Source organism: Bacillus cereus group sp. MYBK222-1, assembly GCF_051916425.1.
In the GTDB taxonomy this organism is placed as follows: domain Bacteria; phylum Bacillota; class Bacilli; order Bacillales; family Bacillaceae_G; genus Bacillus_A; species Bacillus_A paranthracis.
Window position 1 is genome coordinate 572827 of sequence record NZ_JBQAGP010000001.1, and the last position, 14877, is coordinate 587703.

Sequence of the window (14877 nt, forward strand, 5' to 3'; positions counted from 1 at the left end):
AAATGTTTGCGCTTACATTTTTGTTTGGAAAAGGAAGGAGCAATAGATGATAGAAAGAATTTTACTGTTAGGATGTAATTCTTCTTATATTTTTAACAATATCTAGAACGTGAGAACTGTAACTGGAATAGGGGAGGTATATGATTTGATCGCTTCCATCAGTAAAATTTGCAAAATTCTAAATTGTTTCACAAGTGATGAGCCTGTGCTAGGTAATTCGGAAATAGCGGAAAAGCTAAATATGAATGCAAGTACGGTTCACCATCTTGTTCGTACGTTGTGTGCAGAAGGAATGCTCATACAAGATGAGCAAAGAAAATATAGATTAGGTTGGAAATTGTTAGAGTGGGGAAATCAAGTCATGTTTCAGCAAGAGATATATAGTGGAGCGATTCCGCTTGTTGAAGAGCTAGTAAGAAATTTTAGTGGTACTGTGCATATCGGTATGTTTGACCGTGGTGATGTTGTATTTATATTGAAAGTTTCATCGAAGGAGTCCGTTCAAATTTCAACACATGTTGGATCAAGAGAACCTGCATATTGTACAAGCACAGGGAAAGTGCTGCTTTCATTTCATTCATCACCCTTAGAATATACTTCAGAAAAAGGGCTTTTACGACGAGCACCCAATACCATTACATGTGTCAAACAATTCCAAACAGAGTTACAGAAAATTCGTAAGCAAGGTTATTCAATTAGTGATAACGAAAATGAGCATGGACTGTATGGAATTGCAGCTCCTATTCGATCTTATACTGGGAGAACTATTGCGGCACTTAATATTGTTGGACCTATATCGTATATGCAAGGAAGTAACCGTGAAATCATAATTCAAAGTGTGATGAATACGGCAAATTTGATTTCAAAGGAATTTGGTTATTTGGAAATTTAACTTTAGAAGAAAAGAGATGAGTATCATTTATATACATGAGCAGTGTATACCTGAATTAACGGAATCTATTGTTTCAATTGGAGCATTTGATGGTGTGCATAAAGGTCATCAAGCCGTAATTAAAAATGCGGTTGAGAAGGCAAAAGCATTAAAGATAACAAATGTTGTGTACACATTTGATCCACCACCACGCTCATATTTTCAAGGAGCGCAAGTATTAACGACTATTGATGAGAAAGTGAAACGTATTCAAAACCTTGGTGTTGAACATGTGATTGTAATTCGGTTTGATGAGTCTTATATAACAAAAAGTGCGAGTTGCTTTATTCAAGATATAAAAAGGTTAAGCCCTGTAGAAATTTTTATTGGTCAAGATTTTAGGTTTGGAAAAAATCGTGAGGGAAATATTGAGCTACTAAGAGAACAATTCAACCTTTCTATAGTGAAAGATGTTTGCTGTGATGAAGGTGAGCGAATATCTTCAACGAGAATTAGAGATTATATCTATCATGGGGATTTGCAAAAGTCTAGTTCTTTACTCGGTTGGTCTTTTAAAACGATATAAATAAAAAGGAATTATAAGGAGGAAATAGTATGTCTAAAACATTGCAATCTTTTAATTTACTAAAATGGATTGATGAGAATAAGGAGTTATTGAAGCCACCAGTAAATAACAAAGTTATTTGGCAAGATTCAGAGTTTATCGCCATGATATTAGGTGGTCCAAATAGAAGACGTGATTTCCATGTAGATCCTTCAGATGAATTTTTCTATCAAATTAAAGGTGAATGTTATGTGGAATGTATTACAGAAGAAGGGAAGCGGGAAGTCGTCACAGTAAAAGAAGGGGATGTATTTATGCTCCCAGCTATGGTACCGCATTCACCACATCGCGTTGCTAACACATATGGGCTCGTAATTGAAAGAAAACGTAGCCAAGGAGAACTTGAGGATTTCGTTTGGTTCTGTGATGAGTGTAATCATGAAATGCATCGTGTACGCGTCCAATTAAGTGATATTGAAAAACAAGTAAAAGAAGCAATTCATAGTTTTAATTCAAATAAAGAAATTCGAGCGTGTAAAAACTGCGGTCATATTATGCCAGAGGAAGTGGAGGAATGGAAGTGCGAATAGATTTTCATACACATATTATTCCTGAAACTTTTCCAGATTTTGAAGAGAAGTTTGGTGGCGGTCGTTGGCCGATATTAAATCGGACTTGTACATGTGGTGCAAGTATTATGGTTGGAGGTAAAAATTTTCGAGACGTGACAGACCAAGTATGGTGTCCTAAGAAAAGAATTGAAGATATGGATCGTGAAGGTGTTGATATTCAAGTTCTATCACCAATCCCCGTTACATTTTCGTATTGGGCAAAACCAGAGGAAGCCGAAAGTATGGCACGTATTCAAAATGATTTTATTGCAGAAACAGTTTTAGCATATCCAGATCGTTTTGTAGGGTTAGGAACGGTTCCGATGCAAGATGGAGAAACTGCGATTCGTGAAATGGAGCGTTGTATAACGGAATTAAATTTACATGGTATTGAAATTGGTACAAACGTAAATGGAAAAAATTTAGATGACCCATCGTTTATTGAATTTTTTCGAATGGCTGAAAAATGGCAAGTTCCGATTTTTATTCATCCATGGGAAACATTAGGGCGTGATAGAATGCCACATCATAATTTTATGTATACAGTTGGGATGCCGAGTGAAACGGCACTTGCGGCAGCTACATTAGTATGGAGTGGAATAATGGAGAAGTTTCCACTGCTAAAGGTTTGTTTTGCGCATGGCGGCGGCTCTTTCCCATATATTTTGCCAAGGTTAGATCAAGGCTGGAAAGTATGGCCGCATTTACGATTGACTACGCATCCTCCTAGTTATTATGCAAAGAAATTTTATTTTGATTCTTTAAATTATGATCCTATTAATTTGAAATATATGATTGAAAGGTTTGGGCATGAAAAGATTTTCATGGGTTCAGATTATCCATTTTTATTGCGAGAAGTTGATCCGGGTAAAGTGATTGATGAAACAGCCAGTTTATCAGAGGAACAAAAAGCAGCAATGCTTGGGGGAAATGCTGCGGAATTTTTAAATATTGATATAAAAAAACGAGGTGTAGCATATGCAGAGAGTACAAACACCTGAGGATAAACTAAGTGAGTTGGGAATTACACTACCAGCTATTCGCCCGGCAGTTGGAAATTATGTTAGTTGTGTAAGAGTAGGTAACTTATTATTTACTGCTGGACAAGGTGTAGATGAGTATCACGGGAAATTAGGAAAAGATATTTCAATTGATGAAGGGTATAAAGCGGCAAGGCAATCGATGTTGAATTTGTTAAGTGTTGTGAGAAATGAACTAGGTGATTTAAATAAGGTAAAACGAATTGTAAAAATACTTGGTTTTGTAAATAGTACGGAAGACTTTATTAATCAGCCAAAAGTAATGAACGGTGCATCGGATGTATTAGTAGATATATTTGGAGAAAAGGGGAAACATGCTCGCTCAGCAGTCGGTATGGCTCAGTTACCTAATAATACAACAATTGAAATTGAGATGGTTTTAGAAATTGAGGAGTAGGAGGTAAAGAAGGTGAACAAAGAATTATTAGCGGACAAACTGAAAGTGAAAGATGCGAAATTGTTTATTGATGGACAGTATGTGGATTCTGTATGTGGTGAAACGTTTGATACGTTCAATCCAGCAACGAATAGAAAGCTTGCATCTATTGCAAAGGCAAATGAAGAGGACACCAAAAGAGCAATTGATGTGGCAGAACGTACATTTAAAAGCGGTATTTGGAGTAAAATGCCTGTGGAAGAGCGATCAAATATTTTATGCAAAATGTCGGATTTGATTATGGAAAGAGTGGATGAGCTAGCTTATATAGAAACTCTGGATGTGGGAAAGCCAATTAAAGAAAGTAAAGGATTCGATATACCACGTTCGGCTCATAATTTTCGCTTCTTTGCTGAAATGGCTAAATATATGGTGCACGAGCACTATGACAAACATAATTTTATGTCATATGCAAAGTATGCTCCGGCGGGAGTGACAAGTTTAATCATTCCTTGGAATTTGCCATTTATGCAAATGACATGGAAAGCATCAGCGGCACTTGCTTCTGGTAATACTGTAGTTGTCAAACCGGCCTCTTATACTCCATTAAGTGCAGTTATGCTTGGTGAAATTGCAAATGATGCAGGACTACCACCAGGTGTACTTAATATTATTACAGGTCCGGGAAATACTGTTGGGACAAAAATGACAACACATCCAGCTGTTAGAAGAATTTCATTTGTTGGAGAAAGTAATACAGGCAAGACAATTATGCGTAATGCATCAGAGAACTTAATACCTGTTTCATTAGAACTAGGAGGTAAATCAGCGAATATCGTATTTGAAGATGCGGATTTAGATGAAGCAGTACAAGGCTCAATTGAAGCTATTTATCGGAATCAAGGAGAAATTTGTTTAGCTGGTTCAAGATTACTAGTGCAAGAAAGTGTATATGAACAGTTTTTAGAGAAATTTGTAGAGGCTGTAAAAAGAATAAAAGTTGGAGATCCTCTTTCTGAAGAGACAGATATGGGAGCGCTTGTATCAAAATCTCATTTAGAAACAGTTAATCGTTATGTAGAAATAGGAACTTCAGAAGGGGCAAAATTAGCCTATGGTGGAAAAAGAGTAGAGAGTCTAGTAGAAGGAAACTTTTATGAACCTACTATTCTATATGATGTTGATAACAGTATGCGTGTAGCGCAGGAAGAGATATTTGGTCCAGTTCTAGTTGTTATTCCATTTAAAACGGAGGAGGATGCAATTCGCATTGCGAATGATTCCATTTATGGACTAGCTGGAGTTGTTTGGACAAATAATCTTAGACGAGCACAACGAGTGGTTTCACAAATTGATTCAGGTTTACTATGGATTAATTGCTGGTATGTCCGAGATTTACGTACGCCATTTGGCGGTTCGAAGGCAAGTGGAATTGGTAGAGAAGGTGGACGTCATAGTTTCGAATTTTATACGGAAGCTAAAACGGTAACGATGAAATTATAAGGATAATATTTTAACTTAATTACAAAGAGCCCTCATTTAATGTTTATGAAAATAAGTCGATGGGTGGGGGCTAGTTACAATGTAGTGGATTGGACATATATAAATTTTTAAAAATGAGGTGAGAGCAATTGTTAATTAAAGAATTAGCTAATGAACTATTACAGGCTGAAGATTCACGTGTAGGAATACCTCCTTTTACTGAGAGATATGCTAATTTATCTATTGAGGATGCATATAATATTCAACTTGAAGTAGTAGAAAGAAAGTTGGAGAAAGGGCGTTATGTAATCGGAAAGAAAGTTGGACTTACGAGTGTTGCGATGCAGCAGATGCTTGGGGTAAATGAACCAGATTATGGACATTTGTTAGATGACATGAAAATAGAAAATGGAAGTACAATCTCAATAAGTTCTTTTGTAGCTCCGAAAATAGAAGCAGAAATAGGATTTGTTTTAGAGAAAGATTTAAAAGGGCCTAATATTACATATATTGATGTACTGATGGCAACGAAGTATGTTGTACCTACACTTGAAATAATTGATAGTCGTATTTCCGATTGGAAAATAAAATTGGTCGATACAGTAGCGGATAATGGCTCGTCAGCAAAAGTTGTAATTGGGAACAGATTTTCTAGCATCGATAAAGTAGATTTACGTACAACTGGAATGACACTTTATAAAAATAATAGTTTAATTGCCACGGGGGCTGGTGCTGCTGCATTAGGGCATCCTGCACAAGCTATTGCTTGGTTAGCTAATAAAATACATGAATTTAATATTGAATTAAAAGCAGGAGAGTTAATTTTACCAGGGGCGTTATCTGGTGCAGTCTCAGTGAATAGTAAAGATAGCATTCAAGCTGACTTCGGTTCACTAGGATCGGTTTCAGTTACATTCATATAGGTTAAAATGTTATGAAAAGGTGGGATAGATGTGCAGAAAGTAAAGGCGGCCATAATTGGATCAGGTAATATTGGTACGGATTTAATGTATAAATTAAGAAAAAGTGAAGTCATAGACCTCAATGCCATGATTGGAATAGATGTAGAATCGGATGGTTTAAAGAGGGCGAAAGAAGCCGGATACGAGGTTTTTGATAATGGAATACAGGCGATTATTGATAATCCCAGTTTAGCTGATATTGTATTTGATGCAACTTCAGCTAAAGCACATAGGTATCATGCGAAAACGTTAGAAGAGCTTGAAAAAATAGTAATTGACTTAACACCGGCTGCATATGGGCCATTTGTTTGTCCTGCTATTCGAAATAATAATTTTTTAGATAAGAAAAACGTTAATATGATTACGTGCGGGGGACAAGCAACAATCCCGATTGTTCATGCTATTAATGAGGTGGCGAATGTTACATATGCAGAAATCGTTGCTACAATTTCCAGTTTAAGTGCAGGTCCAGGTACAAGAGCAAATATTGATGAATTTACAATTACGACAAAGCGTGGAATTGAAGAAGTTGGTGGGGCTGATAAGGGGAAGGCGATAATTATATTAAACCCTGCAGAGCCACCTATATTAATGAGAGATACGATTTATTGTGAAGTTAAGGATATGAATGAGGTTTCTATCTATGAAGCAATTCATAAAATGGTAGAACGGGTTAGGACGTATGTTCCTGCTTACTCTTTGAAACAAGAACCAATGTTTGATGGGAATCGTGTAACTGTATTTTTAGAAGTTGAAGGAGCTGGAGATTATTTTCCTCCTTATGCCGGTAATTTAGATATTATGACAGCTGCAGCATTAAAAGTAGGTGAAGAATTTGCAACGCAAATCATTTCAGAGAAGAAAAGAGGTGTAATGAATGAGGCGAAATAGTGAAAGACCAGTGAGAATAACGGAAGTTTGTTTACGTGATGGAAGTCATGTAATGAAACATCAATTTACAGAAGAGCAAGTTCGATCTGTAACAAGGGCATTAGATGAGGCAGGTATGCATTATATCGAAGTGAGCCATGGAGATGGTTTAGGTGGCTCTACTTTACAATATGGGAAGTCATTAGTTAATGAAATGAAGCTCATTGAAGCTGCGGTAGATGAGTGTAAGCAAGCTCAAATAGCTGTCTTGTTAATTCCTGGTATTGGAACGATTCATGAATTAAAGCAAGCTGCAAATATTGGTGCGAAACTAGTTCGTGTAGCAACACATGTAACAGAAACGGATGTTTCCGCTCAGCATATTCAATTTGCGCGTGAGTTAGGTATGGAAGTGTGCGGTTTTTTAATGATGGCACATTCTGCATCGGTTGAAAAGTTAGTAGAACAAGCAAAGCTTATGGAAAGTTATGGTGCAGAAGCAGTTTATGTAACAGATTCTGCAGGAGCTTTATTGCCTCATGAAGTACGTGAACGTATCCGTGCTTTGCGTCAATCTTTAAATATTGAAATTGGTTTCCATGGTCATAATAATCTTTCGGTTGCAGTAGCAAATACAATTACTGCAATTGAAGAAGGAGCGACACGTATTGATGGAAGTGTACGATGTCTTGGCGCAGGAGCTGGAAATGCCCAAACAGAAGTATTACTCGCTGTTTTGGATCGTATGGGATATAAGCTAGATATAGATTTATATAAGATGATGGATGTCGCAGAGGAGATAGTTGCCCCTTTATTACCAGTACCACAAGAAATTCAAAAAAGTAGTCTAGTAATGGGATATGCAGGGGTATACTCTAGTTTTTTATTACATGCTGAAAGGGCGGCACAACGCTTTAAGGTAGACACACGTGATATTTTAATAGAACTGGGGAAAAGAAAAGTAGTTGGAGGACAAGAGGATATGATTTTAGATGTAGCTGCAGAATTAGCAAAGATAAAAATGGAGGTGTAACATATGGCTTTAGTGAAAGGGGCAGATTTAGAAATTATTGACTATTTACTTCAAGCTGAAAAGGAAAGAAAAGAAGTAGTAAAAGTAACGGATAAGCATCCTGATTTAACAGTAGAGGATGCTTATAAACTGCAAAAACGTTTAATTGAACAAAAAATGAGCGAAGGTTCTAAAAGAGTTGGTGTGAAACTTGGATTAACGAGTAAGGCAAAACAACAAATGATGGGGATTGATGAAGCGATTTACGGATATTTGTTGCATGATATGCTTGCATTCGAATGGGAGCCATTGCAATATGAAACGTTGATTCATCCGAAAGTAGAGCCAGAGATTGCTTTTTTAATAGGTGAGGATTTACAAGGAACGAATGTGACAGCTGATGATGTATTAAAGGCAACAAAATATGTTGCGCCAGCTTTAGAGGTGATTGATAGTAGATATTTGAATTTTAAATTTACATTACCTGATGTAATAGCAGATAATTGTTCCTCTTCAAAATTTTTGTTAGGAAGCAAATGGATTGATGTTAAGAATATAGATTTAGCAAATGTAGGAATGGTTATGTCAAAGAACGGTAAGATTGCTACGACTGGGACAGGAGCAGCTGTGCTGGGACATCCAGCAGAGGCAATCGCTTGGGCGGTAAATAAACTTGATTTACAAAATGAAGGATTAAAAAAAGGTGATATTGTATTAAGTGGAGCATTATCTGAAGCGATTGCATTTAAATCTGGAGATTCTATCATTGCACAATTTGATGATTTGGGAAGTGTAGCGATGTTTTGTGAATAAATAGTAAAGCGAGAGATAAAAATGCCCATTATACAAATTCAAATAATAGAAGGTAGAAAGCAAGAGCAAATTCAAAATCTAATATTTGATGTTACAGAAGTAGTCGCGAAAAACTTGGATGTAGATGTTGGACGAGTCCGTGTTTTAGTGAATGAAATCCCAAGTTCGCATTGGGGAGTAGGAGGAAAGTCTAAAGAGTGTTTAAAAGAAATTTAGTTAGTAATAAAAGCAATTTTCATTCTCTTATGAATGGGGGTTGCTTTTGTTGTTTTGAAAATTTCTAATAATATGTTAAAATTTATTCTTGGTTTTAAGGAGAAAAGGGGAGTGAAGAAACATGCAAATACTACTAATACGCCACGGAGAATCAGAAGCTGATATTTTAAACGTACATGAAGGACGAGCTGACTTTGAATTAACAGAAAAGGGAAGAGAGCAGGTGCAAAGACTTGTACAGAAAGTGAAAGCAGATTTCCCGCCAGATTTCATTTGGGCAAGTACATTAAAACGTGCTCGTGAAACTGGTGAAACGTTAGCAGAGGGAATTGGGTGTCCAATTCAATTAGAAGAGGAATTAATGGAGTTCAATAATGGAGTGCAAGCAGGTCTTTCATTTGAAGAAGCAAAGAAATATCCCGAGCCAAAGTTTCTTCATGATCGATTTGAAAATGGGGAGTCATTTATTGAGTTTCGAATGAGAATAGAAGGCATCTTTTCTAAAATCGTGACAGAGAATACGTATGACCGAATTGCAATTGTTGCACATGGTGGTGTAATAAATAGTCTATTACGTGCGTTTTTCAAAATGCCCATTTCAATGGAATATTATTTTAAAATGGGAGATACGGGAATAAGCTTAATTGAAATTGATGGCGAACAAAAAACAGTACATTTCATTAATGATACGAATCATTTGGACGGGATGTAAAGATCTATGTACAAAGTAGTATTTTTTGATGTTGACGGTACGCTTTTAAGCGAAATTGATAGAAGTATGCATGAGAGCACAAAAGAAGCAATACAAAGATTAATAGAAAAAGGGATTCACGTAGTTGTTACTACAGGGAGACCATATAGCTTATGTTCGCAATTTAAAGAGCTGGGCATACATACAATTATTTCTGCAAATGGTGCACATATCAAGTGTGGGGAATCAGTTATACATAAATCAGTACTTTCAAGTGAAATTGTACATGATATCTCAGAGTTTGCAGAATTACATGGTCACGGTATTTCTTATTTTACCGAGGATTTTGCAATGAACGGAATAGCCTCGGATAATGAGCGTGTAATGCAAGCGCTTAGCGAGACGTTGAATTTAGAGGAGTATCCAGAAAAAAGCAGAGATTTGTCAGAAGAAATCTATTGTTTATGTCTGTATGCAGATGAAATAGAAGCTCAAAAATTTCTTGAAAGATATCCAGCACTTACGTTTGAACGTTTTCACGGTTATGTTATGAATGTGTTGGAAGATAATAAAGTATCGAAGGTAACTGCAATTCAAAAGGTATTAGAGCACCTAAACATTTGCAAATCAGAAGCCATTGCTTTTGGTGACGGTAGCAATGATATTGAGATGTTAGAGTATGTAGGATTAGGTATTGCGATGGGGAATGGCGGAGAAAAGTTAAAAACAAGAGCTGATTTCGTTACAAAGAAGGCGAGTGAAGGTAGTATTTTATTTGCCTTAGAGAAGTTTCATATCGTCTAACATACCTTTATTGAAATAAAGGTATGTTAGGATCTTTTATATGCTCACATAGTAAAATATGAACTTGTCCACGATGATGATAAAAGTGTGTAACAATTTCCAGCAACCATTCAAAGCGTGAATAAGAAATACCCCAATAAGCAGTCTTAATTTCTGCTAATTGTTCATTGGGATAAGATAAAAAAGTTTTAGAAAGTAAATCGTAGCCCTGTATCATCGTTTGTTGTATTTGCATAATTGTTTCGGGTGTTTGTTCTTTATAGAAAGTATGTAGCTCTTTTTCTGTAATACCATTTAAAATGAGTAAATCAGCATGGCAAATAAGAGAAAGATGTGCACACATTTCAAATAATGATCGCTTCGAGTGAATTGGTTGTATTTTTAATTCGTCTTCTTTATATCGGTTAAGCATTTGAATAGAAGTATCAACAGCAACTTGTAGTTGGTGTAATGCAGATTGTACAAACATTGTAATTCTCCTCTTCTACGTATATAATAGTTTCTTGAGGGTATTATATCGTACTCAAAATTCCGAAAATTCTAGTAGTTTGACTAGCATATTGAAAAGTATTATATTGTAAAAGGTCATATGAAACGTGAAATAGAATGGAATGCAATTATTGAGTTAGGAGTTAGACCAATGAGTTTGAAATATGGAAGAGATACAATTGTTGAAGTTGACTTAAATGCAGTAAAACATAATGTAAAAGAATTTAAAAAAAGAGTGAATGATGAAAATATTGCAATGATGGCTGCTGTAAAAGCGAATGGGTATGGTCATGGGGCAGTTGAAGTTGCAAAAGCTGCTATTGAAGCAGGAATAAATCAGCTTGCAGTTGCGTTTGTAGATGAAGCGATAGAGTTAAGAGAAGCAGGAATTAACGTGCCGATTTTAATTTTAGGCTATACGTCAGTAGCATCTGCGGAAGAAGCAATTCAATATGACGTTATGATGACTGTTTATAGAAGTGAAGATTTACAAGGTATAAATGAAATCGCAAACCGTCTACAAAAGAAGGCGCAAATTCAGGTGAAAATTGATACAGGAATGAGTCGCATTGGTTTACAGGAAGAAGAGGTTAAACCATTTTTAGAGGAATTAAAACGTATGGAGTATGTAGAGGTAATAGGAATGTTTACACATTACTCTACGGCAGATGAAATCGATAAATCATATACGAATATGCAAACAAGTTTATTTGAGAAAGCTGTCAATACAGCAAAAGAATTAGGAATTCATATTCCATATATTCATAGTTCAAATAGTGCGGGTTCAATGGAACTTAGCAATACATTTCAAAATATGGTTCGTGTCGGTATCGGAATTTATGGAATGTATCCTTCAAAAGAGGTAGATCATTCAGTTGTTTCTCTGCAGCCTGCGTTGTCGTTAAAATCAAAAGTAGCTCATATTAAGCATGCAAAGAAAAATCGCGGTGTAAGTTATGGGAATACGTATGTAACGACTGGTGAAGAATGGATTGCCACTATACCGATTGGTTATGCTGATGGCTATAACCGTCAGTTATCTAATAAAGGGCATGCATTAATAAATGGAGTTCGAGTACCTGTTATTGGTCGTGTTTGTATGGATCAGCTCATGTTAGACGTTTCAAAAGCAATGCCAGTACAAGTGGGAGACGAAGTAGTATTCTACGGTAAACAAGGCGAAGAAAACATTGCAGTAGAAGAAATAGCGGATATGTTAGGTACAATTAACTATGAAGTTACATGTATGTTAGACAGAAGAATTCCACGTGTATATAAAGAAAATAATGAAACGACTGCTATTGTAAATATACTAAGAAAAAACTGAATCGTTATGATTCAGTTTTTTTATTTTTGACAAATGAAAAATGTTCTATTTGTACCGTGTGATTGAATGTCCTTAAAACCTACGGATTCTAGCGAAGAAATTATTTCTTCATTGGAATAACAAGCTTCTTCAAAAGAAAAGTCACTTCTTGTCCAATTATTATCTATGTCATGTTGAAATAGTATAAAGTTCATGACTGCTTTTTTATTGTCATTATCATATGTAGAATCGATTGTACAAACATATTCCGTTTCTGAAATGTGAAAGGACGCGCTCCAGTTTTCTAGAAAACCTTTTTCCATATTCATATCAAATACGAATGTACCTTCACTATGTAATATAGAATAAACATTACGAAAAACACTTTTTAATTCATCTAATTTTAAAATATGGTTTAAGCTATCGCCAGTAGAGATAACATATTGAAATTGCTCATTTATATTGAAATAGCGAGCATCATCGACGATAAAGGCTGCGTCTGGAGCGTTTTGACGTGCGTATTCAATCATTTGAGCAGAACCATCTATACCAGTTACTACAAAATGATTCTCAATTAATTTCTTAGTAAGGTGACCAGTCCCGCAGCAAAGATCTAAAATATGAGAATGTGGTGGTGCATATTGTAAAATGAGTTTTTCCAAAAGTAGATAGGAGTGTTCAGCATAATGCCCCCAATGTTTATTATAAATGGATGCGAAAATATCATAATCAGAATAAATTAGTTTTTTAGACACATGCATTCACCTCGAAATTCATTACATTATAATAATCATACTTCGTTTTCATTTCAAAACCACATTGTGTATACAATTTTAAAGCATGGTTATTTTTCGTTTCGACGTCTAATTCAATTGTTGAAGCTCCTTTTGTAATAAGGGTATGTACCATGGACGTAAGAATATCTTTTCCGTATCCTTTACCTTGATAGGAAGGATGAACGGCGAATCCTGATAGTATAGTAGATTGCTCTTGTTTAGAAACTGTAATTGTTCCTATCACTTTTTCATCGATAAGAGCACTGTAAACTTGATGGGAAGATGAATCCATCATCTTTTGTAACCATGTAGTGGTGTTTTCTACTGAATCTCCAAACGCTTTACTAGAAATTTCAATCAGATCAAGCAGTGATTTTGAAGATGCAAGAGTAAGTTGTATAGCATTCTTCGTTCTTTTTTGCGCTCCATTTGCTTTGAACTCCATACTATATTCACTATATAAATAAGGCAGCTTCATATGTATTGCAAATGCTTTCCCAGAAGCAGACTCCCCATTCATAATAAGAAGAGCTTCGTCTGCCTCTCTTAATCGGATTTCTTTCATTGCGGTTTGTAAAAGAGTAGTACCTATATATTGTTTCCTATAGTTCGGATGAACAAAGCCTAATAACTCAAGTTTGGTAGGTCTTTCAAAGTCATACATACTTAATGCACCGACTAATTGAGTATCGTCATAGAGTAAAAAGTCATTTATCTCTTCTTTATTACGAGCAGTTAAAAAGTTTACATGTAGATCTGACGAGTAATCAATTTGATCGTGTTGCCCGCAAATATGAGCTAAATCTTTCATTTGTTGTATTTCACATTCTGTTAAAGAACACCTTTTCTGAATTTCCATTTCATAACCCCTCACCTTCGTATTTAAAAATAGGATGGATGATTTAGCCACTTTCCTAACTCCACACTGCCCTGAACAGATAATAAACGGTACAAATATCGATAAGGACGTCTACATGCTACAAGATTAGGAATAGGCATGATGGTTTCATAACCTTGTTTAAAAGCATGAGCTTCCTTTTCTGTAAATACATATTCTAAGCCGATAAAATCAAATTCTCGGGGAGCAACTGCATAAGCTTCTGTATCTACTAAACCTGTAATAGTTGTACCATCTGATAAAAACTGAGTAGGGTCCATATCAATTAAAACGAGCGTAGCTTCCTTTGGTACCGGTAAGGAAGAAAGTTGTTGTTCAAAAGTAGGAAATGCGTTACGGATGCTCGCATTATTGGAATAAAATCTATTTACAAGTTCTTTACTGACTTTTAATATGTGAGACTTACATTCTTCTAGTGGAACTTGGAAAGTACCTGATGGGTTTCCTATAAACTTTGCTTGAAACGAATGAATTTCTGCTAGTCCTTTTCCAAGGCTGAATAAAATTGAATCAGATTGTCCGATAAAGGATTGCAGCGTATTTCCTGTTAGTTTTTCGACACTAACAAACTTCCGACCATTTAAAACATGTTTTTGCAAAATAGTGGGGATGGGCAAGTTAGTATGCTTTTTCAATAATTCGTGTATATGCTCTAAATGATGTACGTTCCTTGGATCGATTCCAAAAAGGTTTTTACATCCCCACCAAAAATCATTATTTGGTTCTTCAGTCATTTTTGAGGAACGAACAATAACTTCTTCAAATGCTGTTTTAACAAGAAACACATCGCTTGCATGTTCTTCATAACCTGGGTGTAAAGTTTGAATAGATAAAATAGGTGAAGCGAATAGTTGTTGTAGCATGAAATTGCTCCTTTTTCTGTAAATTCGATAAATTTATTATATAACAGAATATGTTGCAAGTGGATAATGATAGGGACAACATAGAATTTAAATAAATTTAAGGTGAGAAATCAGTTTGGAAATTATATTTTTCTACTTTTGTATGAATTATCAAAATAATGTTTTTGATGATAAATCTGTAAAAATACCCAAATATAAATCTCATATTTTTCAGTAAATGAAGAGTTAAGCG

At 35.5% G+C, this 14877-nt stretch carries 18 protein-coding genes; 14 read left to right on the forward strand and 4 right to left on the reverse strand.

What is annotated here, in order from left to right; genetic code table 11:
- Nucleotides 1-145: 145 nt before the first annotated feature.
- The 13 genes from ACTFR9_RS02935 to ACTFR9_RS02995 all read left to right on the forward strand — a co-directional run bounded on the left by ACTFR9_RS02935 (nt 146) and on the right by ACTFR9_RS02995 (nt 10313).
- Complete coding sequence (locus tag ACTFR9_RS02935) at nt 146-892, forward strand: IclR family transcriptional regulator (RefSeq protein ID WP_000561976.1); 747 nt, start codon at nt 146-148, stop codon at nt 890-892.
- A gap of 16 nt (nt 893-908) precedes the next feature.
- Nucleotides 909-1457, forward strand: coding sequence for an FAD synthetase family protein (locus ACTFR9_RS02940; protein ID WP_000022929.1), 549 nt, complete (start codon nt 909-911; stop codon nt 1455-1457).
- A 29-nt stretch (nt 1458-1486) separates the two neighbouring features.
- On the forward strand, nt 1487-2026 hold the full coding sequence (gene nbaC / locus ACTFR9_RS02945; RefSeq protein ID WP_000047733.1) for a 3-hydroxyanthranilate 3,4-dioxygenase: 540 nt from the start codon (nt 1487-1489) through the stop codon (nt 2024-2026).
- Complete coding sequence (locus tag ACTFR9_RS02950) at nt 2011-3048, forward strand: amidohydrolase family protein (protein ID WP_000453804.1); 1038 nt, start codon at nt 2011-2013, stop codon at nt 3046-3048. The genes nbaC and ACTFR9_RS02950 overlap by 16 nt, the downstream gene beginning before the upstream one ends.
- Entirely contained in the window at nt 3026-3484 is a 459-nt protein-coding gene (locus tag ACTFR9_RS02955; RefSeq protein ID WP_001190048.1) for a RidA family protein, read from the forward strand. Before ACTFR9_RS02950 ends, ACTFR9_RS02955 begins: the two co-directional genes overlap by 23 nt.
- A 12-nt stretch (nt 3485-3496) precedes the next feature.
- Complete coding sequence (locus ACTFR9_RS02960; RefSeq protein WP_001031170.1) at nt 3497-4966, forward strand: aldehyde dehydrogenase; 1470 nt, start codon at nt 3497-3499, stop codon at nt 4964-4966.
- A 128-nt stretch (nt 4967-5094) separates the two neighbouring features.
- Nucleotides 5095-5868 carry a 2-keto-4-pentenoate hydratase gene (locus tag ACTFR9_RS02965; RefSeq protein WP_000905640.1) on the forward strand — a complete coding sequence of 258 codons (774 nt, stop codon included), beginning with the start codon at nt 5095-5097 and terminating at the stop codon, nt 5866-5868.
- 30 nt (nt 5869-5898) lie between these two features.
- Nucleotides 5899-6798 carry an acetaldehyde dehydrogenase (acetylating) gene (locus ACTFR9_RS02970; protein ID WP_001174432.1) on the forward strand — a complete coding sequence of 300 codons (900 nt, stop codon included), beginning with the start codon at nt 5899-5901 and terminating at the stop codon, nt 6796-6798.
- Nucleotides 6785-7810 carry a 4-hydroxy-2-oxovalerate aldolase gene (gene dmpG / locus ACTFR9_RS02975; protein WP_001254089.1) on the forward strand — a complete coding sequence of 342 codons (1026 nt, stop codon included), beginning with the start codon at nt 6785-6787 and terminating at the stop codon, nt 7808-7810. The genes ACTFR9_RS02970 and dmpG overlap by 14 nt, the downstream gene beginning before the upstream one ends.
- A gap of 3 nt (nt 7811-7813) precedes the next feature.
- The gene (locus ACTFR9_RS02980; RefSeq protein ID WP_001229803.1) at nt 7814-8602 is read left to right on the forward strand and encodes a 2-keto-4-pentenoate hydratase; all 789 of its coding nucleotides are present in this window, start codon (nt 7814-7816) and stop codon (nt 8600-8602) included.
- 15 nt (nt 8603-8617) lie between these two features.
- Nucleotides 8618-8818 (forward strand): 4-oxalocrotonate tautomerase, encoded by a 201-nt coding sequence (locus ACTFR9_RS02985; protein ID WP_254916606.1) that lies wholly within the window; start codon nt 8618-8620, stop codon nt 8816-8818.
- A 121-nt stretch (nt 8819-8939) separates the two neighbouring features.
- A complete protein-coding gene (locus ACTFR9_RS02990) occupies nt 8940-9530 on the forward strand; it encodes a histidine phosphatase family protein (protein ID WP_001166457.1) in 591 nt (196 codons plus the stop codon).
- A 6-nt stretch (nt 9531-9536) separates the two neighbouring features.
- Nucleotides 9537-10313, forward strand: a complete 777-nt coding sequence (locus ACTFR9_RS02995) for a Cof-type HAD-IIB family hydrolase (RefSeq protein WP_000278957.1) — start codon at nt 9537-9539, stop codon at nt 10311-10313.
- 7 nt (nt 10314-10320) lie between these two features.
- On the opposite strand, the gene ACTFR9_RS03000 is transcribed toward ACTFR9_RS02995, so the two are convergent.
- Nucleotides 10321-10782 (reverse strand): DinB family protein, encoded by a 462-nt coding sequence (locus ACTFR9_RS03000; RefSeq protein ID WP_000498028.1) that lies wholly within the window; start codon nt 10780-10782, stop codon nt 10321-10323.
- Nucleotides 10783-10953: 171 nt separating this feature from the next.
- Here ACTFR9_RS03000 and alr point away from each other — a divergent pair, with 171 nt between their 5' ends.
- Nucleotides 10954-12129: an alanine racemase gene (gene alr / locus ACTFR9_RS03005; protein WP_033688421.1), complete on the forward strand. Its 1176-nt coding sequence runs from the start codon at nt 10954-10956 to the stop codon at nt 12127-12129.
- A gap of 20 nt (nt 12130-12149) precedes the next feature.
- On the opposite strand, the gene ACTFR9_RS03010 is transcribed toward alr, so the two are convergent.
- From ACTFR9_RS03010 to ACTFR9_RS03020, 3 genes are read right to left on the reverse strand one after another with little or no spacing between them, the layout of a single operon-like run.
- Nucleotides 12150-12863 (reverse strand): class I SAM-dependent DNA methyltransferase, encoded by a 714-nt coding sequence (locus ACTFR9_RS03010; protein ID WP_000038490.1) that lies wholly within the window; start codon nt 12861-12863, stop codon nt 12150-12152.
- Nucleotides 12856-13743, reverse strand: a complete 888-nt coding sequence (locus ACTFR9_RS03015) for a GNAT family N-acetyltransferase (protein ID WP_440048941.1) — start codon at nt 13741-13743, stop codon at nt 12856-12858. The genes ACTFR9_RS03010 and ACTFR9_RS03015 overlap by 8 nt, the downstream gene beginning before the upstream one ends.
- A gap of 23 nt (nt 13744-13766) precedes the next feature.
- The gene (locus ACTFR9_RS03020; protein WP_000941348.1) at nt 13767-14645 is read right to left on the reverse strand and encodes a hypothetical protein; all 879 of its coding nucleotides are present in this window, start codon (nt 14643-14645) and stop codon (nt 13767-13769) included.
- Nucleotides 14646-14877 lie beyond the last annotated feature (232 nt).